Source organism: Candidatus Magnetominusculus xianensis (genome assembly GCA_001541255.1).
Taxonomy (GTDB): domain Bacteria; phylum Nitrospirota; class Thermodesulfovibrionia; order Thermodesulfovibrionales; family Magnetobacteriaceae; genus Magnetominusculus; species Magnetominusculus xianensis.
In genome coordinates, this window is sequence record LNQR01000056.1 from 59,790 (window position 1) to 79,387 (window position 19,598).

The 19,598-nt window shown below is 42.4% G+C and carries 21 protein-coding genes; 11 read left to right on the forward strand and 10 right to left on the reverse strand.

Annotated features, from left to right (window positions below; genetic code table 11):
- Positions 1-23: 23 nt before the first annotated feature.
- Complete coding sequence (locus ASN18_RS07530) at positions 24-509, reverse strand: M15 family metallopeptidase (protein WP_085052128.1); 486 nt, start codon at positions 507-509, stop codon at positions 24-26.
- Positions 510-621: 112 nt separating this feature from the next.
- Positions 622-1,542, reverse strand: coding sequence for a hypothetical protein (locus ASN18_RS07535; protein WP_085052129.1), 921 nt, complete (start codon positions 1,540-1,542; stop codon positions 622-624).
- 791 nt (positions 1,543-2,333) lie between these two features.
- On the opposite strand from ASN18_RS07535, the gene ASN18_RS07540 reads away from it, so the two are divergent.
- From ASN18_RS07540 to ASN18_RS07565, 6 genes are all read left to right on the forward strand, one after another.
- On the forward strand, positions 2,334-2,840 hold the full coding sequence (locus ASN18_RS07540) for a Uma2 family endonuclease (protein WP_085052130.1): 507 nt from the start codon (positions 2,334-2,336) through the stop codon (positions 2,838-2,840).
- A gap of 161 nt (positions 2,841-3,001) precedes the next feature.
- Complete coding sequence (locus ASN18_RS07545; RefSeq protein ID WP_085052131.1) at positions 3,002-3,298, forward strand: hypothetical protein; 297 nt, start codon at positions 3,002-3,004, stop codon at positions 3,296-3,298.
- Positions 3,276-4,415: a GGDEF domain-containing protein gene (locus ASN18_RS07550; protein ID WP_085052132.1), complete on the forward strand. Its 1,140-nt coding sequence runs from the start codon at positions 3,276-3,278 to the stop codon at positions 4,413-4,415. The genes ASN18_RS07545 and ASN18_RS07550 overlap by 23 nt, the downstream gene beginning before the upstream one ends.
- Entirely contained in the window at positions 4,412-5,014 is a 603-nt protein-coding gene (locus ASN18_RS07555) for an MORN repeat-containing protein (protein WP_085052133.1), read from the forward strand. Before ASN18_RS07550 ends, ASN18_RS07555 begins: the two co-directional genes overlap by 4 nt.
- A 136-nt stretch (positions 5,015-5,150) precedes the next feature.
- Positions 5,151-6,005, forward strand: coding sequence for a PD-(D/E)XK nuclease family protein (locus ASN18_RS07560; RefSeq protein ID WP_085052134.1), 855 nt, complete (start codon positions 5,151-5,153; stop codon positions 6,003-6,005).
- Positions 6,006-6,020: 15 nt separating this feature from the next.
- The gene (locus ASN18_RS07565) at positions 6,021-6,578 is read left to right on the forward strand and encodes a hypothetical protein (RefSeq protein ID WP_085052135.1); all 558 of its coding nucleotides are present in this window, start codon (positions 6,021-6,023) and stop codon (positions 6,576-6,578) included.
- 71 nt (positions 6,579-6,649) lie between these two features.
- Here the strand turns inward: ASN18_RS07565 and ASN18_RS07570 are convergent, their stop codons facing one another.
- A complete protein-coding gene (locus ASN18_RS07570; RefSeq protein ID WP_085052136.1) occupies positions 6,650-7,450 on the reverse strand; it encodes a spermidine synthase in 801 nt (266 codons plus the stop codon).
- 187 nt (positions 7,451-7,637) lie between these two features.
- Between ASN18_RS07570 and ASN18_RS07575 the strand changes: the two genes are divergently transcribed.
- From ASN18_RS07575 to ASN18_RS07590, 4 genes are read left to right on the forward strand one after another with little or no spacing between them, the layout of a single operon-like run.
- Positions 7,638-8,810: an aminotransferase class I/II-fold pyridoxal phosphate-dependent enzyme gene (locus ASN18_RS07575; protein ID WP_085052137.1), complete on the forward strand. Its 1,173-nt coding sequence runs from the start codon at positions 7,638-7,640 to the stop codon at positions 8,808-8,810.
- Complete coding sequence (locus ASN18_RS07580) at positions 8,807-10,135, forward strand: homoserine dehydrogenase (protein ID WP_085052138.1); 1,329 nt, start codon at positions 8,807-8,809, stop codon at positions 10,133-10,135. Before ASN18_RS07575 ends, ASN18_RS07580 begins: the two co-directional genes overlap by 4 nt.
- A 23-nt stretch (positions 10,136-10,158) precedes the next feature.
- On the forward strand, positions 10,159-10,404 hold the full coding sequence (locus ASN18_RS07585) for a sulfurtransferase TusA family protein (RefSeq protein WP_085052139.1): 246 nt from the start codon (positions 10,159-10,161) through the stop codon (positions 10,402-10,404).
- A 6-nt stretch (positions 10,405-10,410) separates the two neighbouring features.
- A complete protein-coding gene (locus tag ASN18_RS07590) occupies positions 10,411-11,226 on the forward strand; it encodes a HesA/MoeB/ThiF family protein (protein WP_236861594.1) in 816 nt (271 codons plus the stop codon).
- Positions 11,227-11,332: 106 nt separating this feature from the next.
- On the opposite strand, the gene ASN18_RS07595 is transcribed toward ASN18_RS07590, so the two are convergent.
- The 7 genes from ASN18_RS07595 to lpxK all read right to left on the reverse strand — a co-directional run bounded on the left by ASN18_RS07595 (position 11,333) and on the right by lpxK (position 18,871).
- Entirely contained in the window at positions 11,333-12,196 is an 864-nt protein-coding gene (locus tag ASN18_RS07595; RefSeq protein WP_236861595.1) for a restriction endonuclease subunit S, read from the reverse strand.
- 85 nt (positions 12,197-12,281) lie between these two features.
- Positions 12,282-14,096: an HsdM family class I SAM-dependent methyltransferase gene (locus tag ASN18_RS07600; protein ID WP_085052141.1), complete on the reverse strand. Its 1,815-nt coding sequence runs from the start codon at positions 14,094-14,096 to the stop codon at positions 12,282-12,284.
- Positions 14,097-14,210: 114 nt separating this feature from the next.
- Positions 14,211-14,699, reverse strand: a complete 489-nt coding sequence (locus ASN18_RS07605) for a DsrE family protein (RefSeq protein ID WP_085052142.1) — start codon at positions 14,697-14,699, stop codon at positions 14,211-14,213.
- 23 nt (positions 14,700-14,722) lie between these two features.
- Complete coding sequence (locus ASN18_RS07610; protein WP_085052143.1) at positions 14,723-15,766, reverse strand: cyclic nucleotide-binding domain-containing protein; 1,044 nt, start codon at positions 15,764-15,766, stop codon at positions 14,723-14,725.
- 25 nt (positions 15,767-15,791) lie between these two features.
- The gene (locus ASN18_RS07615; RefSeq protein ID WP_236861596.1) at positions 15,792-16,610 is read right to left on the reverse strand and encodes a c-type cytochrome; all 819 of its coding nucleotides are present in this window, start codon (positions 16,608-16,610) and stop codon (positions 15,792-15,794) included.
- A 61-nt stretch (positions 16,611-16,671) separates the two neighbouring features.
- Positions 16,672-17,589 carry a PAS domain-containing protein gene (locus ASN18_RS07620; RefSeq protein WP_085052145.1) on the reverse strand — a complete coding sequence of 306 codons (918 nt, stop codon included), beginning with the start codon at positions 17,587-17,589 and terminating at the stop codon, positions 16,672-16,674.
- Positions 17,590-17,830: 241 nt separating this feature from the next.
- Entirely contained in the window at positions 17,831-18,871 is a 1,041-nt protein-coding gene (gene lpxK / locus ASN18_RS07625) for a tetraacyldisaccharide 4'-kinase (protein ID WP_236861597.1), read from the reverse strand.
- Positions 18,872-19,023: 152 nt separating this feature from the next.
- Here lpxK and rplI point away from each other — a divergent pair, with 152 nt between their 5' ends.
- Entirely contained in the window at positions 19,024-19,476 is a 453-nt protein-coding gene (gene rplI, locus ASN18_RS07630; protein WP_085052147.1) for a 50S ribosomal protein L9, read from the forward strand.
- Positions 19,477-19,598: the final 122 nt, after the last annotated feature.

The following is a 19,598-nucleotide window of genomic DNA, read 5'->3' on the forward strand; positions in this document are numbered from 1 at the left end:
GAATTTACCTTTCATGTGCAATTTTACCCATTATTGTAAGGTTCATAAGCATTGTCAGGATACCATTCTCCTCTAAAAAGGGAAGCCTGACGTATTATGGAACACCTTTGCACATGTACAGCATCTATAAAATTGTGATGAATGGTCGGGTTACCCCAATCTCCCCCCCATATAAGACCGTGTTGGTGAGCCAAGCGTCCAAGTAAGGAAAAACCTCCTTTCCATGAGGGGTCTCCACCAATACTTTTTACGATGTCACAGGCAAGCCCATAATGATGCACGCCAACAATACGAAGTTTAGTAGCGCCTTGTTTAAATAGTTCATCCTGGCGTGCCTGACTTCTGTATGTCTCAAAAACCATCAGATCAACTCCGTGAGCTTTTGCATCAGAAATGATTGCTTGTACTTTCCCGCGTGTGATAGGTTCTAAAAGATTTAAATCACCAACTCGATTAACACTCTCGAATCGTGAATCCTTAACAATAACGTCTGTGTAGAAATTAGCCATCTCTTCTCCTCCATAGATAAATTAACAAATACCTTAACAATGTTAAGATACCTGATATTCAGATAATTCATGGGGACAGGCAAAATGACCTATCCCCTTCACCTCTACAATTTTAGCGTTTACCTGCATCAGTAGCTGATTTAGCTCCTTCGGGTGCCTTACCTTTATCCGATAAGTCTGTAGTCACATTATCAGTATTAGGTTTAGTTTTATCAGTAGCATCAGATGGCGCCACTTTAACATCGTAACCAAGCTTTTTCATGGTTTCCTGAAACTGTGTAAGCCCAGCATCTTTGCTTAGTTGGATGGTTTTTTGAGCGTAATCTAACCCTGTATCTATTTTACAAGCGCCATGATATATAATTACATCTGCAATTGCTCCCTGAACTGTATAAGTATCCAATTTATCATTACGTTTCTTCAGGATACCTTGCCAAATTTCTTCCCGTTTTTTCTCGATACCAGGAACTATAACCGATGTAGTAATCGAGGAAAATAATGATTGAGATAATTCCTCTTTGACACCGCTGGATATTCCTGCCATTCCTGATAGAAGTCTCGATGCGTTGCCGGTTACTATCGCCCCTACTCCACCAAATATCGTGGACAATACACCAAAAGAGGCATTATAATACGTGCTTATTCGTTTCAGATAACTATTATATAGGTTACATCTTTGATCCGATGCAATTTTTAGCTGATCTTGAATTTGTGAACGATGCTTTTCTTCATAAAATTTGTTGGCATTAAAGAATGCGAGGTTTATGAATTTAGCTTTGTCGGGTTCAGTCAAGGTTGAAAAAGATTTATCTTGAAGATTAGATTTGTTCTCAGGGTCTAATAAAGAGAACAATTTTTCATCATCATAAAACTCAAAACCTTCACTCATTATTTGATTTGCCGATGAGGATGTCACTCTACCTCCGCCGGTTACACTTGTCTCTGGATTCAATAAGCTCTGTCCAGATGTTGCGCAGCCAGTGAACATAATTCCAATCAATACAACACATAACACTTTATAAATTTTCTTCATGGTGGTCTCCTTCCCTATACTGTCTAAATTATTTCAGATAACCTACCCAAAGGTAGAGGTTTATAAAATAAATATATATACATACTTATGTGTTTATTAGTAATGCGACCATTCACTTCCACACTCCGTATGAGCGCTTTCATGTAAAAAACGCACACTTATATGTTTAAAAAGATTATGATTAGATACCCAAGCGAAATGGTTACAGCTCAATGTGTATTTAAAAAAAGAAACTATCTGATATGTAAAAAAATATTTCTTTTCTACTAAGGATGAGTTACACTCTTTTGACTGACTGACTGACTGACTGCAAAAATCGTGCAAGGGACCACTTTCTGAGAATCGCAACACGACTTATGTAATCCACCTAATCCTCCTCGGTAATTCCGAACTTTCCTTCGATTGGAAGTTACCATAAGAGAAAAATAAAAGTCAAGCGAAATTTATCTTGTGAAATATATTTCACCATAATAAGTCATGAGAAATAAATTGATGTTACATAAAAGTAACATTAATGAAATAGAATACCAGCAGGTTTTCTATAAAATTTCAGCTATTTACTTGATGACTCCCAAAATTTGTAAAATAGACACAACAAAGGAACTGGTTTCATTTCTACGGCGTTACAAGGCTACGGTCTATTCGTAAGCATGATACCTGCGACGGTCATGTGGTGTCTCATATGCTTTGAGAATCACGGCCCTAAACCTAAATATTTAGCTAATAAGTATTGTGTCAGATGAATACCATCATCGACAAACCTTCAACCCAAATGATATACTACATCATCTATGCAGACCAGAGATTTTGACTTAACAGAAATCATCAATGGAGAGGAAGTCATTGGTCAGAGTCCGTTTGGGAAACATCAGGATATTAGTAGCAATTTAAACTACATAATTCACCATTATGTAAAAACAAATAAACTAGGAAAAGTATATTATTCACCATTGGATATAATCTTTGAGGAAGGGGTTAATCGTCTTCAACCCGATATAATATTCATTAAGAAAGAGAATATGGCTATCTTTCAGGACTGGATAAGAGGAGTTCCCGATATGGTATGCGAAATAGTATCTTCTGGTAGTTATGAAAAGGATATTGAAGTCAAGAAGGCAATTTATGAGAAGTACAGAGTACCTGAGTACTGGATTGTTATACCTGAACTACAAACCATAGATATATTAATTATAGAAGACAACAAATATAAGTTACATTCAGTGGCTGGCATAGATGGAACAGTTACGTCTAAAGTCATAGAAGGCTTACAAGTTCATATTAAGGATATCTTCGAGTAGGGTTCTTTTTAAACTCAGGATCAGGACGATTCTGGAACACGATATAAAATTCTGGACATAGAAATAAATGCATTGTTCTGATTAGCCAGAAAAACTATTTACTACAGCATCAGTTGTTGTTATAATAATAGCTGTCTAATATATCAACAAAGGGGTAAGCAATGACTGTGAAAGCGCTGCTTGTGACGGTAGTTTCAGTTATAATATTGGCATTGTCTGTGTCGGGGGGATATGCTGCCAAAACGCTGCCCATAGCTGGGGGCAAGGGATATATCCAATGCAAGGAGGGAAAGACTGTGCTGACCAAAAAAGGTGAAGTGCTACAGTGCATTCTCGCCGTACCTCTTACGTATAATGTATATGGGGGCACGGATGTATGCCCCGAAAATGCCACCATCATGTTTGATTATGACGGGAGTGTCATAGGCTGCACAGTTGGGAAAAAAAGCAGATATTGAGCTGTTAATTCAGGGGGTTAACTTGGGATTTTTTTTTACGAAAAAAGACGACAGCGATAAGGAATCACTCACAGAAAAGCTCGACGAGTGTGCCGGACAGAGACAACTGTTTCAACAAGCGCTCAAGTCCCTGCTGGTGTTGATTAAGGACTTTTCTTTCGATATTAAAGAACTCGACGCCGACAAGTTCAAAAAACAGATGGACACCCTCAGTGGAGAGTTCTCGCTAAGCAATAAAATAAGCAGGATAGAAGCCGCATTCGACAGCGGCAAAGATGCGATAATAAATTATATTAATAACAAAAAGAGCTATTTTAAGGAACGAGAAAACGAACTCAAAAGTATCATAGACCTCCTGACAAAGGGCCTTTCTGTTATCAACGAAGAAAATATCGAGTTTAATCAAAAAATCTATGACAAAAGCATAGCCATAGGCAACATCACGCTCCTTGACGATATAAAGAAAATCAAGGACAGCATCAAAAGCGAAGTAGAGCATATGCAGGTAGTTATAAGAGAAAAACAGACCTCCGGCCAGAGACAAATAGAGATTCTGACCAGAGAACTAAATGCCCTCAAGTGCGACCTTGAAAAGGCTCAAACCGCCTCAATGACAGATGGATTGACAGGGGCATACAATCGCCTGGCCATGGACAATTACCTGGAGAAACTCGTTGACAAGAGCGTAATATCCAATGCCCCGTTTGCATTACTGATGATGGATGTGGATAATTTTAAAAAAATCAACGATTCCTATGGTCATCAAATAGGCGACAGCGTCCTTGTGGCATTGATAAGACAGTGCAAGGAGCTGATAAGAAAAGAGGACTTTCTGGCCAGATACGGCGGAGAGGAGTTCACATTGATACTGCCTAATGCATCGCTGAAAAACGCCGTGAAAAAGGGAACCGAAATATGCAGGGCAATCGAACTATCCTGTTATGTGTTGGGTGAAAAGTTTGGCGACCAAAAACTATCATTTACTATCAGCGTAGGAATAAGCACGTTTCAAAAGGGAGATACGGTGAAAACTGTGACAGAAAGGGCAGATAATGCCCTGTACTTAGCAAAAAAGACTGGGAAAAACAAGGTTGTCACAGAAAAGGAACTAAAATGACACAAAGAATCGGAATTGTACTGATATTAAGCATAGTGTTTTTTCACAGCGCCGTTGGGACGGTCGTGTCTGACTGCATATCCGGGGATTGTACAAACGGACAAGGTGTGTATGTCTACCCTGATGGAGGCAAATATGCGGGCGGCATGAAGGACTCCAAAAGAGACGGCTATGGTACGTATCTGTTTCCCGACGGCAGGAAATACGAAGGTGAATATAAGAACAACATGATGACCGGAGCCGGGATCCTCACATGGCCGGACAACTCCAGATATGAGGGGATATTAACTGATGGGAAGTTTGTAAAAGGCGCCTATACATGGCCTAACGGCAACAGATATGAAGGACAGTTCAAAGACGACAAGCCAGACGGTTTCGGCGCCCTGCACACACCAGACGGTCAGACGTACTCAGGGGAGTTTAAAAACGGCATGAAAGAAGGCGGCGGCACATTAACCGACAAAGACGGCAGCACATATACGGGTAAATTCAGAAACGATAAGAAACACGGCCCAGGCATGATGAGCTATCCAAACGGGCAGACAAAACAGCTCGTCTGGGAAGACGACAAGCTCATAAGAGACAGTTCAAAACACTGACACATCACACTAAATGCAGACGCTCAACATAAATCAGACTAAACGCTTGACATTCTCTCCTGTCAAGTTATACAATCCCGATAGTTCAATTCTAAGCAGTGATTCATAGAGATGTTAAGACAGAGGAGAATTGTTGGTGCTTACTACTAAGTTCGTAAACAGACTGGTGAAAACTCTCAGTGCTTCGAAAAAGCAGCAAGCCGAATTATCACTAACTAAATTTGGAGAATTAAAACCAATAATACAAGAATATCAAAACAGAAAACTTGTAGATATCACAAACCTAGTAAGCATTATCGACATAGTGAAGGAGCAGCAGGAAACCAGTTTACTCCTTACTTTTAAAGATTTAAAACCAAAGATACAAGAATATATGGAGGAAGAGGCAATCCATCGGCGTGAACATGCACCGGAGTGGAACTCCTTCAGGGTATTAGGCATAGAGACCAAAGAGGCTGAATTTCATACCCCATTTCTATATGGGCTGTTAAGCCCGTATGGCAGTCATGGGCAGGGAAGGCTTTTTTTAGACAGTTTTCTTAGGATGATAGGTGAGAAGGTGCCTGGGTTTTATAAGGGCGATATACCTAACCCAAACTGGCATGTTGAGCGTGAAGCTGAACAGATAGACCTGAGAATCTGCAATGATCGCTTGAATATTGGTTTTTTCATTGAAAATAAGATATACACAGGGATACGCAGCGGTCAGTTGAGCAGGCATTTTAAGTTATGGCAAGAGCGGTATGAAGACATAAACAGGGATGGCGGGGTGTTTTATCTAACGATTCGTGGAGATGAGCCATCAGAGGCCGCATTTGATTCAGAGGGTGAGTTTACTCGTTCTGAGATTGAACTGAAACTGGGGAAGACAAGGTTATTGTCATATAAGCGTGACGTAAAAAACTGGTTAGAAGGGACAGTGGCGACCATAACTCCTCAGAAATTAAAGCAGTCAATTATCCAGTATATCGAAATCATAAACGAACTATAAAGGGGGAATATAATCATGGAGAATCCGCGTAAAAAGATGATAGAGGATTTAGCAACCTCGGACAATTATTTTGCTATCAGGGAGTTAGTAGGTCTATTTCCAGAAATATCCTTCGAACATCACAAGAGATTATTTCAGGATGCATTTGACGCTGAAAAATGTGCCGCCAACTACGGTATTTCAAAGATACCAAACAAGGACCACTACAAGGCACAGCGCATAGAGATAGTCAATCCATCATATCAGGGGGATAATTTCTTTCGGTTTGCAATATGCGTTATGGGCGGCGTTGGGGATAATGTTGAAAACTGGTATTTTGGGATAATTGGGCCGTGGAACCTTTCGACACAGCACAAGGAAATTCAAGAACTTAAGGACAATTGCACTAAGCTGGGGCTGAAGCCATCGGCAAATTGGATGTATAAGTACTTTAAGTCTCAGCGCTCTGATGTATTTGCCTCGTTAATGCAGGGTGCAGACGTTAAACCCATTATCCTTTCGATGGTCAGGGAGTTTAACGACAAGTGTCAGCAGCTTGTAGAGTTAGTTGACCAGATAAATGCCATTTTATAGAAGAACTAACTGGTAATTCTGCTTATGGGGCCAGCCTTTACAGGCCAGCTTAAGAGTATGACAATTTAAGGTCAGCGCCCATGTTTGCACATATTGCTCAATTGCCACTTAGCCTTCTCAAAGAGAGGCACACCCTTAAATTGTTCTATGAGTGCCGAAGGGCGAAAACCCGCAGGGAACCTTGGCTCGACTAATTCGGCATTTTGCAACAAAGTGGACTTATGTATCTTTTTTTTACCAGCAAATACAATGGTATTTTTTGAACCCTTACAATCCAACGTAGATATACTTCCAAACACCCCGTGAAGAAGCCTGAGTTTGTTCCTGAATAACGCCTTATTGCCGGTAATTATATTCACTGCCACAATACCTCTGTCTGTGAGGCGGTGTGATACACCGGAATAAAACGCCTCAGAACAGACTGAGTCAGATATGTGTGCCCCCGTGTAGGCATCTAAGATTATGACATCATAGAGCGCTTTCGATTCCTGAACGAAGACAGCTCCGTCACCAAGAAAGAGCCTGAGACGGTTGGACGGTCTGAAGTGAAAAAATCTCTCCGCTATGGCAGCAACCTCAGTGTCTATTTCGACGACATCTATGACTGCCCCTTCAGCTGCGGCACAAAGGGCAGTGGGAATAGTCCCCCCGCCAAGCCCAATTACCAGAATACGCTCCGGCACCGGTACAAAAAACAGGAGGCACAGTATATGCCTAGCATACTCAAGCATCGGCAAATATGGATTATTAAGGTCGGTCTCGCTTTGCTTTGTGTTTAGCGGGCACCACAAGGTGACGACACTTTCATGCCTTGTGACCATCATGGTGTTAATCTCACGCTTTAAGTAATATAGGACTTCCTGTTTGTTCATCACCGGTAATAGTATGCCAAATTAGTACGTTACGTCAAATGGTTTCAAATGTCTTGTCAAATGTCTGGCATATTCTATCGGGAATAGCCTCACGCACTGTTGAAAATAATCGAGTGAACTTGTCACCCCAAAAAAAATTCTAAAAAATTTTATTACATAAATGAACTCATTGTTGTATAATAAGCGCATGTTTGAATTTAATAGAATAAAAAGACTACCGCCCTATGTCTTTGCGATTGTGAACAATCTGAAGATGGAGGCAAGGCGGCGCGGTGAGGACATCATCGACCTGGGGATGGGCAATCCCGATATGCCTACACCGCCACATATCATCGACAAGCTGCGCGAGGCATCGAAGAACTCGAAAAATCACATGTACTCGGCCTCCCGCGGAATCACTCAGCTAAGAATGGCTATCTGCGAGTGGTACGACAGGCGCTATGGCGTCAGCCTTAACCCGGATGAAAATGCAGTTGTTACGATAGGCTCTAAAGAGGGCCTGAGCCACCTGATACTTGCCATGATTGAACCGCAGGATGTTGCCCTTACGCCGACACCTGCTTATCCTATTCACCCATACAGCGTAATAATCGCCGGAGGGCAGGTAAGGAATATCCCAATCGGCCCCGGCATAAATTTCTTTGACGAGATGGAAAAGGCATATAAAAACACATGGCCAAGACCAAAAGTCCTCATAATCAACTTCCCTCACAATCCAACAACAGAGGTAGTAGGTGTAGATTTTTTTCAGAAGGTAGTGGATTTTGCAAAAGAAAACGACCTCATGGTAATCCATGACCTTGCGTATGCCGACCTTGTGTTTGATGACTACAAGGCGCCAAGTTTCCTTCAGGCAAAAGGTGCGCTTGACGTAGGCGTGGAGTTTTTCTCGATGACAAAGAGCTACTCGATGGCAGGGTGGCGCGTAGGGTATTGCTGCGGTAACCGCGAAATAGTCGGCGCACTGACGAAGATTAAAAGCTATCTTGATTACGGCATGTTCCAGCCTATTCAAATAGCCTCCATTGTGGCCCTCAGGGGAGACCAGACAGTCGTAGAGGATATTCGCAAGACCTATGAAAGCCGCAGGGATGTACTCATAGACGGCCTCAACCGCGCCGGATGGCATATACCTGCACCGAAGGCAACCATGTTTGTGTGGGCTGAAATCCCTGAAGAGTTCAAGTCACTGGGTTCTCTGGACTTTTGTAAACTGATGATAAAAGAGGCCAAAGTAGCAGTATCACCGGGCATAGGGTTCGGAGACAGCGGCAACGGTTATGTTAGATTTGCGATAGTGGAAAACGAACACAGGATAAAGCAGGCCCTGAAGGGCATCAAAAGGCTGCTGGCAAAATGAGTCAAGCCGTCCAGTCCGTAAATGTCGGGATCATAGGGTTTGGCACCGTAGGAAGCGGCACTGCAAGGATAATCCTTCAGAACGCCGGGTTGATAGAAAGACGCACAGGCAAAAAAATCATCCTCAGACGCATAGCCGACCTTGATACAGAACGTGACCGCGGCGTTGCAATCCCACAGGGAGTGCTGACAACTGACGCCTTTGAGATCATAAACGACCCCGCCATTGATGTCGTAGTTGAGCTAATCGGGGGCATAGAACCGGCAAAGAAATTCATGCTTGCAGCGCTAAAAAATGGTAAGCATGTCGTAACGGCCAACAAGGCACTGCTGGCAACACATGGCACTGAGATATTCACTGAGGCAGATGCTCAACACAGGAGTATTGGGTTTGAGGCAGCCGTAGCCGGTGGAATCCCCATCATAAAGGTAATGCGTGAGGGGCTTGCGGCAAACAATATCCTGTCCATTTATGGAATAATAAACGGTACGTCAAATTATATCCTGACGCGCATGACAAAAGAAGGCGCACCGTTTGATATGGTACTAAAAGACGCCCAGCGGTTGGGCTATGCAGAGGCTGACCCAACGTTTGATATTGAGGGTATAGATACAGCCCATAAGCTGACGCTGCTTGCATCGCTGTCATACGGCATTGGACTGTCATTTGATAAGGTATACAAAGAAGGCATAACGGCTATAACGCCGGAGGATATTGCTTATGCCTCTGAGCTTGGCTATAAGATAAAGCTGCTTGCAATAGCAAAGGTTGTGGACTCGGAGATAGAGCTGCGTGTGCATCCAACGATGCTGCCGGAGGACTATCTTATATCAAAGGTAGACGATGTGCTTAATGCCGTTTATGTTGTCGGGGATGCCGTAGGTGAGACGATGTACTACGGGCGCGGCGCCGGGGATATGCCAACAGGCAGTGCCGTAGTCAGCGATATAATTGATATTGCCAGCAGGGGTGAAACCAGTTGTGAAAGAAGGGGCTGCTCATTTTTAAATGCTGCTCAAAACGCTGGTACAGGGTTTAAAATAAAGGACATATCAGACATAGAGACTATGTACTATTTCAGATTCACAGTTGTTGACAAGCCGGGCGTACTGTCGAAGATTTCCGGCGTGTTAGGGGAACACAATATCAGCATATCAGCCGTCATACAAAAAGGAAGAAGAGAGGGAGAAGCAGTCCCGCTGGTAGTCCTGACCCACAAGGCAAAAGAACGGGACATAGTAAACGCAGTAAGAGAGATAGACAAGACTCCGGTAGTTGCCGCTAAGACAAGGTTCATTCGAGTAGAAGATAAAGAATATAATTAGCAGCACAGGAGGCGTGACAAGGCATGGAAGAGATAATACCTGACAAGAGGATAGACATAAGGGGGCTGAAATGCCCGTATACGTTTGTAAGGTCAAAACTGTCAATCGAATCGATGAACACGGGCGAAGTGCTGGAGATACTGCTGAATTATCCGGAAGCGGCAGCGAGCATTCCAAGGTCAATGCAGGACCACGGTCAGCGTGTACTGTCAGTTGATAAAGTAAACGATACAGATTGGATAATATTGATAAGGAAAGAGAGGGATTAGCAGGTCGTGGGGTTTACTGAAGACCAGTTTACAGACGACCAGATGATACGCTACAGTCGGCATATCATATTGCCGGAGGTAGGAGGAAAGGGACAGGCAAAGATTTCAGCGGCGAAGGTGTTTTTAATTGGTGCAGGAGGGCTTGGCTGTCCGATTAGTTATTATCTGACTGCGGCGGGCGTGGGCAGGATTGCCATAGTCGATGACGACATGGTGGATTTGAGCAATCTTCAGCGCCAGATACTTCACAGCACAAAGACCGTAGGAATCCCGAAGGTGGAATCGGCAAAGGGCGTCCTTGAGGCATTAAACCCCGATGTAGAGATAGTCGCGATAAAAGAGCGCCTGACACCTGAGAACATCATTGGCTATATAAAAGACTACGACATAGTGATAGATGGAAGCGACAACTTTCCTACGAGATACCTTGTAAACGACGCATGTGTGTTAGCGGGAAAGCCGCTGTCAAGCGGAGCTGTATTGAGATTTGAGGGGCAGGTGACAACGATAATCCCCGGAGAGGGGCACTGTTACAGATGCCTATTTGAGGAGATGCCGCCAGAGGGGCTTGTGCCATCGTGTCAGGAGGGGGGAGTGCTTGGTGTACTGCCGGGAATAATCGGCACACTACAGGCGATGGAAGTCCTAAAGCTAATCCTCGGCAAAGGCGATGTCCTAAAGAACACGCTCCTGATATACGACGCCCTAAAGACAAACTTCAGAAAAGTAAAAGTCCCCAGAAACCCCGAATGCCCTATCTGCGGCACAAACCCGGCGATAAAGGAGCTGGGCTGCTACGAGGCAAACTACTGCCGGGCGTAAGACAGCAGCCATTTCCTAATATCCTCCTATCTCCTCATACTTGTCAAGTACCCTTGCGAATGTTTTATAAGGAATTCCAATCAATATTCAAATTACTTCGTGAGGCTCATAATGAACTCGAATATGGTAACGATTTTATATAATTTTCCATAAAATCAAAATCAGGATTGCCTTCAATAGTTACGGGAAGCTTTATTTCTGATATTTCCATCCGGCCTATGTGCCATTTACGACCATAATTAAAACGATATTTTTCTAATTTTATTAGTGTTACTAAAAATAAGGCAGCGAATGGATTCATTGCAAATTTTGGATAGAGTACATTCACGTCATCTGATGCCCAAAATGGCTCAGGCTGATAAAATGCCTCTGCTACAGAACCATTATAATTTACAGTGATAGTATTACCCTTATGAATTGGCTCTTGACCAATATATTCTCTGTATCCATTATTTGAGTCGATAGACCCAACAAAAGGGGTAGTGCCTTGTGTCATATCAGCTTTTATCAATCGTTTTCCCTTCTTAACATCAAAAAGTTGTTGTAGTTGAAACCACTGCCATTTTTCAGTTTGTAATTCAATGTGTTTTTTGAATAGCTTTTCATCCGAAGGAATCAGAATTGTATTCAGTAAAATATTTTTAAATTGTATTGGCATTTCGGCAGGAACAAGAATATCTTTTAATGTTTTATTTGCTGCTCTGCCATAATTATACCTATATTTATTGAGTTTTATACAATAAGCATAAAATAGCATTTCCTCTTTACTCATTTTTTTTTTCGGACTAAGGTAATATAAATCTCTTCCGCTATAATATTCTTCATCCTGATAAAAAGACGCTAACACCGAACCACTAACAGCAACTGAAATTGTATGTGCCGGATTGGGTTTAATTTCATCTGTTTTTTTTACATAAGCAGAAATACCGTTGTTTTGCTCTGTTCTAGAAATAAATCTTATACTATCCAAATCTTCCTTATTACATTCTTCAAGATTTATGAATTCGAGATTAACTCCATATACAGGAGTAAATAGCGCCTTTATGGGAATGAGCCTATTCATTTTTTAAAAATAATTCATTAAATAAAACATACATCCTGACAGTTTTATAAAAATCATCCCTTGTTAATTTCGAATAATCTGTCTCCATATATGCTTCAGCACACCATTCATCTTTAGCTGTTACTACCTTATTGACACTAAATCCTGGTTCAGATTTTCTGTTTATATAATATGTTGTCCATTTTTCTTTTATCTCATTCCACTTTCCGTAAGCATCGATTCGTCCTTGTATTTTACGCTTTACAAAACCGTCATCCTTGTAATACCCAAAATAAGTTTCTTTATTTTTTAGATGGGGTATATGTGCAGTAAATATCATGATACAAGAGACTACTCCAACCTTTGAATTAAAAAATAATTCATTTGGCATTGATAAAACTGCCTCTAACGTATGATTCTCTATTAGTTTCTTTTTTAGTTCATATACCTTACCACTTTGCGCTAATGCACTTTGCATAGGGACAATACTTATGCACTTTGCGCCATCGGCTAAACATTCCATATTATTTAAAACAAATTCTAGTTCTTCTGTTTCGTACTTACGAGTTTTGTAGGGTGGATTTAGTAACCCAATTGTCGGCTTTTTGCTTCTTATTACTTTGATAATATCAGAATCAAAGCAGTCTCCATTTATGATATTAGTCTTTCCATCCTGATGAATATACATATTTGATACAGCCAATGCAAAGATATCTGCGGCATATTCCACACCTATCAACTGTTCTTTCTTTATTCTATAGATTGTTTCACTATCCCCCTTTACATCTTCAATCATTTTTTTCATTGCACTAATTAAAAAGCCTCCTGTGCCAGTACAGTTATCATAAACTATACTATTTTTATTTACCTGTGCTAATTCGGCAAATAGTTCTGTAATATGAGGAGGGGTGAGGACTATTCCCAATCCTTTATCGCTATTGGCATATCGGAGAAATTCAATATATAGCTGACCAAGAACATCAATGTATTTATGAGTTTTAATAAATGAGTTTATATTTTTATCAATATCTGAGATCAATTCTTTAAGCACGTCTTTTTTTGTAGAAAGTGAAGTGTCAGTTTTAATAAAACCAAACTGAACCTTTAGGTTATCAAGATAATCACTTCTAATGTCTGAATTTTTTAATTCCCTGACTACTGTATCCACAAGATTCTCAGCTAATTCTTTTGTATCTGATGGTCCATACGATTGATAAGTAGTTTTAAATCTCCTATTCTCTAATGCCATCAAAATACAGCTTATTAATAGACTACGATATTTTTCTGATATTTTATAGGAATGTAATCTATCGTTTAACTTCTTTGTAAATTCTAAAAGAATATTGTAGTCCTGACTAAGCTTTTCATCGCTTATTAAATATCCACTTAAGTAATCATTTACTGAAAGCAGGTTGCCGCTAAAAATCGGAGTAACCTTTTTACTGCCTTTTAATTGTAAGAAATGAGAGACTTTAAGTTGCTGAATCGTCTGTCCACTAACAGCTATAGCCAAGACATCGAAATCTTTTGAAAGATATGATGCATAAAGCAATGCCCCGTCAACTGCGTATTCAGAATACTTATCTCTATTTGGGCTTTCATGCTTTGATGTGTCAGCTTTACATTCGACAACTATAAGTAAATCATGGTTTTCTTTCAGTGTAATTATAAATTCAGGGTACCCATGTCCACTTCCTTTTTTCGATGCTGTTTTTAATAGTTTATTTATTTTAGGATTTTCTGAACGCTGCTCTTCTATGTCAACATAGCCTTTGTAGTTATCAAAGTGAGAACGAACAATAACCTCTGTCTTCCTTTCGTTTGCCAATGCTGATATCTTCCTCCAAAAAAACGGTAAGTCACTTCCTACATGTCATTATAACATAACTCAATGACATCCTCAATATCCTCACATTGAGGCATAATATGGTTAGCCCAAAACCTATGGGTGTATTGTTACATACCCCTCCTGCCCAAGCTGAATCAATCTGGATACCGCGCCGCCGTTTACCTTAATCCCCGGAAGCAGGTCTGAGTTTACCCAGCCGTGTGCCATCATTGAGACCATGCACTCCTCAAGCTCTATCCCCATGGCTACCATGTCTGCTATCAGTTTCTTGTAGGGATTGCCTGTATTTATTTTTCTGAACTTGTTGTATGCCTCATCTGTAAGCGTCATATAGGCCGCATCGCCGTGAAATATGCCAATTATTCTAGTTGTCTTTGTCTCCTTCATACGTTCTCTCATAAGCAGCATGTATTTAATACCTACTGGTTTATCCCCGTCAAAGGCAAGGTGGTCCATATTAAATACGACTTTAGCGTCCTTAAACACTACAGGGATGTCCACCTTAATCCCTTCTGCCGCATACGCGCTGCTCACTGCAAAAATTACCACCGCACACACTAATACATAATAAACTTTCTTCATGTTATTCCTGCCTCCTGATTTATTTAAGATACTGGTTCTAATAAGTCATTATACGGCCATGCCTTTATGCCGCCTTTGAGACTTACTGCGTTTATGTTCAACTGCTTTAGCTTAAATGCTGCAACGGCACTCCTCCTGCCACTGCGGCAGTAGACCACATATTGTTTGCCTGTATCAAACTCTGCCCTGCGTTTCATCAGATCAAATAACGGTATATTTACGCAGCCCACAATGTGAGCCTCATCGTACTCCTCTACAAACCGCACATCGATAAACGCGATGCCACTTTTGTACATCGCCACTGCTACTTCATGGGCAACCTCAGCCAGAAGCGGCTTCTGAAGAATTTCCCTGAACATCTGCACGTCCATCGCATATACACAGCCGTCCTCAAGCATTTTCACTGTGCAGGGGCTTTTGGCTGCCATTATTATGGCCTCCTCGCCTATCTCATCACCCGGGCCAAGTTCCTCGGTCTTTTCTATTTCGCCGCTCTCTGGGTTTAGCCTCAACACCTCTGCCCTACCCTCTGCCAGCACATAAAACGCCTTTATGTCCTTTCCATCAGAGATTATCTCTTCCCCCGCCTTCACATCAACCTCAGTAATGCTCTTAACCGCGTCTTCTATATACTCAATCGGCAGCCGCCTGAAGGCCGTACTCAACCTCATCTTATCCAACAGCGCTGCATCGTACTTAGCGCCGCGCCTTATATCGTCAAAGGTCTCTTCTAATCCCGACAGATACGAAAATGTGTCAACATCGAGATGGCAAAGCCATGAGTCCTCAATCGCAGTTATTGTTAATAACTTGGGCAGCTCAGGAAGCAGCAGCGGTTTGTTTAATGTATCGCCCGGGGTCAACTCTTTCTTACCGCCATCTACCCCTACCCTTCCAATCACTACAAACAGCAGGTCGCCGTGAAACCCGCCAATACTGGCCGATTCCCCCTCCCTCAGTTCAAACGTCCTGAACACTTGCAGGGATTCCATAAGTGCCCGTTCGCTTATGGCGTGAAACATTGAATGACACTGCTTAAGCTCTTTTATGAATTCTTTTATAACCACAGTATCGGCCTCCTCAGATTAACTATTAATCTGCTACTTTAGCATGGGGCGCGGATTTAAGCAAATGTTTTTTGAGGTCAAAGTCGGGGCGGTCTTTTGAATTGACATAGGCTGCAACATCGATGGCATCTTTTTCACTGAGATTAGCAGCGGCATAGGGCATGGAGGACTTAATAAAAGAGGCAGCTGTTTGTAATTTATACATGCCAGCGCCTTTGTTGTATGAGTTAGCGCCCCAGAGGGGTGGGCAGCCGCCCGGCGATGCATCAGGGAATTGTATGGTCTTAACACCCTGACCGTCTTCGGCGTGGCAGGAGGCGCACTGCGCATCATAGACTTTCTTACCATTTACTAAGTCAACAGTGTTGGGGTTGACGTTCAGTCGTCTCATCGCATTTGGCCCATTTGGCTCAACAGGGTTCATCTTAATGGCAGTCCCCTCAGAAAGCCATGTGATATATGCGGCGATTGCCGTAACAAGCGTACTGTCAGGGGGAGGTTGAAGTCCGTTCATACTTCGCATGAAGCAAAAGGCGATTCTATCGGCAAGCGTGACAACAGCGTTTTCTCGTGAAGAGAACGCTGGATAAGCAGCGGCAACTCCGACATATGTCAGGTTCTTTAAGTCTGTGCCGTTTTTCAGGTGGCAGCTTGAGCAGTTTAATACATTACCGGTGTATTGTTTTGATAGCGTGTGCGCAGCAGTATTTAATGAAATCTCCCGTCCAAGCACAACAGTTTCGCCAAGTTTACCGGCAGGTATTGCCCTCTCAGCACAATACACTGAAGGCAGTGATAGACAAAACAGCACCGTTAATAGCAGAGATGATACAATATGTTTCACTAAATACCCCATCCGTAATATTCAACCATAAACTCCACTCTTTTTTCTACTGTGATTTTTTTCAGTTGCCGTTGTTGTCCTGTTCAGTCTCATGCCTCTCTATTATGTCCGGATTTTTTCTTATAAGGTCTTCCATCTGTTTACGCTGCGTAATGTCCTGAAACGAGCCGATTATGCGTACTATATTGCCATTCTCGCGTTCAGGTATGGCATTTATACTTACCCACAGGTGATTGCCCTTAGCTGTAGTAAACGGTAATTCTATATTTATGGTTTTGCCCGTAGTTAAACACTCCTGCAGCTTATCGATTAATAAGAAACGAACCTCTTCAGGGTAATACCCCATCGCTTTAACGAATTCGGGTGGCTGTGTAACCGGGAGTTCATGTATATGGTAAACCTCGTCAGTCCATGTTACTTCCATCGTGCCCGGCGTCAATGTCCAACCGCCAATCTTTGCGATATGATTGGTGGTGTTTAACATGGTAAGGAGTTTTTTCATATCTTCCTGATGTCTCTTAAGTTCAGATATTATCTTTTTTTGTTCGGTAATGTCTCTGAAAATTCCAATTATTAACTTCCCTGTCCTGAGTTCGATTACCCCAGCGCTAATGCTTACATCCAGGATAGTCCCATCCTTACGAATTATCTTTTCTTCCTCCACTGCATGTGTGTTGATTACATGGCGCGTAAAAGATTTTGAAAACTCTCCTTTTTCATCCAATACCTCAGCCGGATGGAGCTGTCTCTGATGCATTCCAATGATTTCTTCCCTGCTGTAGCCCGTCAACTCTTGTGCCTTTAGGTTTGCATCTATGATAATCCCAGTTTCTATATCTGCTACGAATACGGCATCGTTTGCAAACTCGATTACAGCCTTGTACCTTGCTGCCAATATCTTATGCTCAACGCTTACTAACTGCAGTTGACTTAATTCCTCTATGAGCTGGCCTTTTGTCTTTCTGATGTCATCTTTCATTTCCACCCTCCCATTCTCAGCGACATCAGTGATAGATCAATGTTACCTTATGGTAATTATAATATCACATCAGTTGTTATATATCAGTTACAGATTCAGGCTGTGGGTGAATAATAACTTCAGTTGAAAACCAACAAGTGCAACCCAGAAAGTTACTGCATAATACACTCATACCAAGTGGCAATCCAACGTTGCGATGACTAATAATACCATAAAACTACACAATAGTCAATAATTATTATTACTTACTGTAAATAATGTTTGACATTTGTTTGGAGAGCGCCAGAGTAAATACCTCATCATAAAAGCCAGCGTCAATAGTGAAATCTATGCAAAGCGCCAGCGCGTCTGACATAATTTTGGGCAGCTTTAACAGGTCTTTTTCTGTGGTTAGTATTAATTCTGCACGGTACGCCTCTGCAGTTTTGCGTATCTTTAGTGCATCGGCATCTGTGTAGTAGTGGTGGTCTCTGAATGCCGTCATTTGAACTATCTCAGCGCCCAAGGAGGAGCCCAAAGAGAAGAGAGTTTGGCTAAACCCGGCTGGATTCCCAATAGCGCAAAACGCCAGTACCCGTCTGCCTGAAATATGCGACAGCGGGTATGTTGTGCCATCAAGTCCAAGCAGCTGCGACGGCGTGTGCGCTGCCCCATATATAAACCCTGATGAGGCCGGTGGCGGAATGGCAGTGCCGTTTATCAAATACCCGGGTGTGTATGGCTCCTTCGTTGAAATCAGCATCTTGGTTTTCACTATGAAATCAGCCCTTTTGAGCGCTTCAATTGGTTGTCTGAGGCGTCCTGTGGGCAGAAGCCCACCGCTTCCAAAGGGGTTGATTCCATCAATGAGGACAATATCAACATCACGGTGCAAGCCCCAGTGCTGAAACCCGTCGTCGAGGATAAAGAAATCACCGCGTTCAGACAGCAGACCGGCCTCATATCTGTTCGAGCCTTTGATGATTTCAACGCCTGGCAGCCTGTTGGCCATCAGCACGGGCTCATCACCGCCTTCTTTGGCGGTCAGGATTGGGCCATTGCCTCGTGATACAAAACACGGGCCTTTGATAGTGCCCTTATAGCCGCGAGTAAGAATCACGGGGGTTAGGCCGCGCCTTTGGGCCTCTTTTGCAAGCACAACAGCAGCCGGGGTCTTCCCCGTTCCCCCTACTGTGAGATTGCCTATGCTTACGACCGGATGCGGGAGCCGCCCGCGCCTTTTTAAGGCACGTTGTTTTTTCCACCTGAAGGCCGAATAGTAGATATATTGCAGTGCGTTCATAGTAAACCTTGCTGATGAAAGTGTATACGTTTCCAACAAAAAAAGAAAAGACCAGTGCCCTGCCGCCATGATTAATTTATATTGAAAAAAAAACTTACCTATTATGCTATACTATCGCAATAATCTGAAAGTTAAAAAAAGGAGTACATAGAATGAAGTTGACAAAGATAATTCTCAAAGAGGAAGTTGCTAACCTTGGCGACATGGGGGCAATTGTAAACGTTGCAAGAGGATATGCAAGAAACTATCTCCTGCCAAAAAATCTGGCAGTTGAGGCAAATACCCGTAATCTTAAAATGCTGGAACATGAAAAGCGTATAATCGCTGAGAAGCTGAAAAAACTCAAAGTGAGCGCAGACACCATGGCCGCAAGATTGTCTGCTCATAGAATCCAACTAACGGCAAAGGCCGGTGAAGAGGGAAAACTCTTCGGTTCTATTACGACAAAGGACATATCCGAGGCGCTTACAGCAGCGGGCTTTGACATCGACAAAAAGAAAATCCTCCTTGATACGCATATCAAGAGAGTCGGGGAACACGCGGTCAAAGTTAAGATACACCCGCAGGTACACGCCCAAGTAATTGTAGAAGTTACGCCCGAATAGCCGGAACAGCTATAATAGCCGATTCCCATGATAATGCTGGACCTATATAGGCGGGGCAACCCGCCTACACCCGCCCATATTAGTGCAACTGCGGGAGTGAGCTGCTTATAAACAGTGACTTT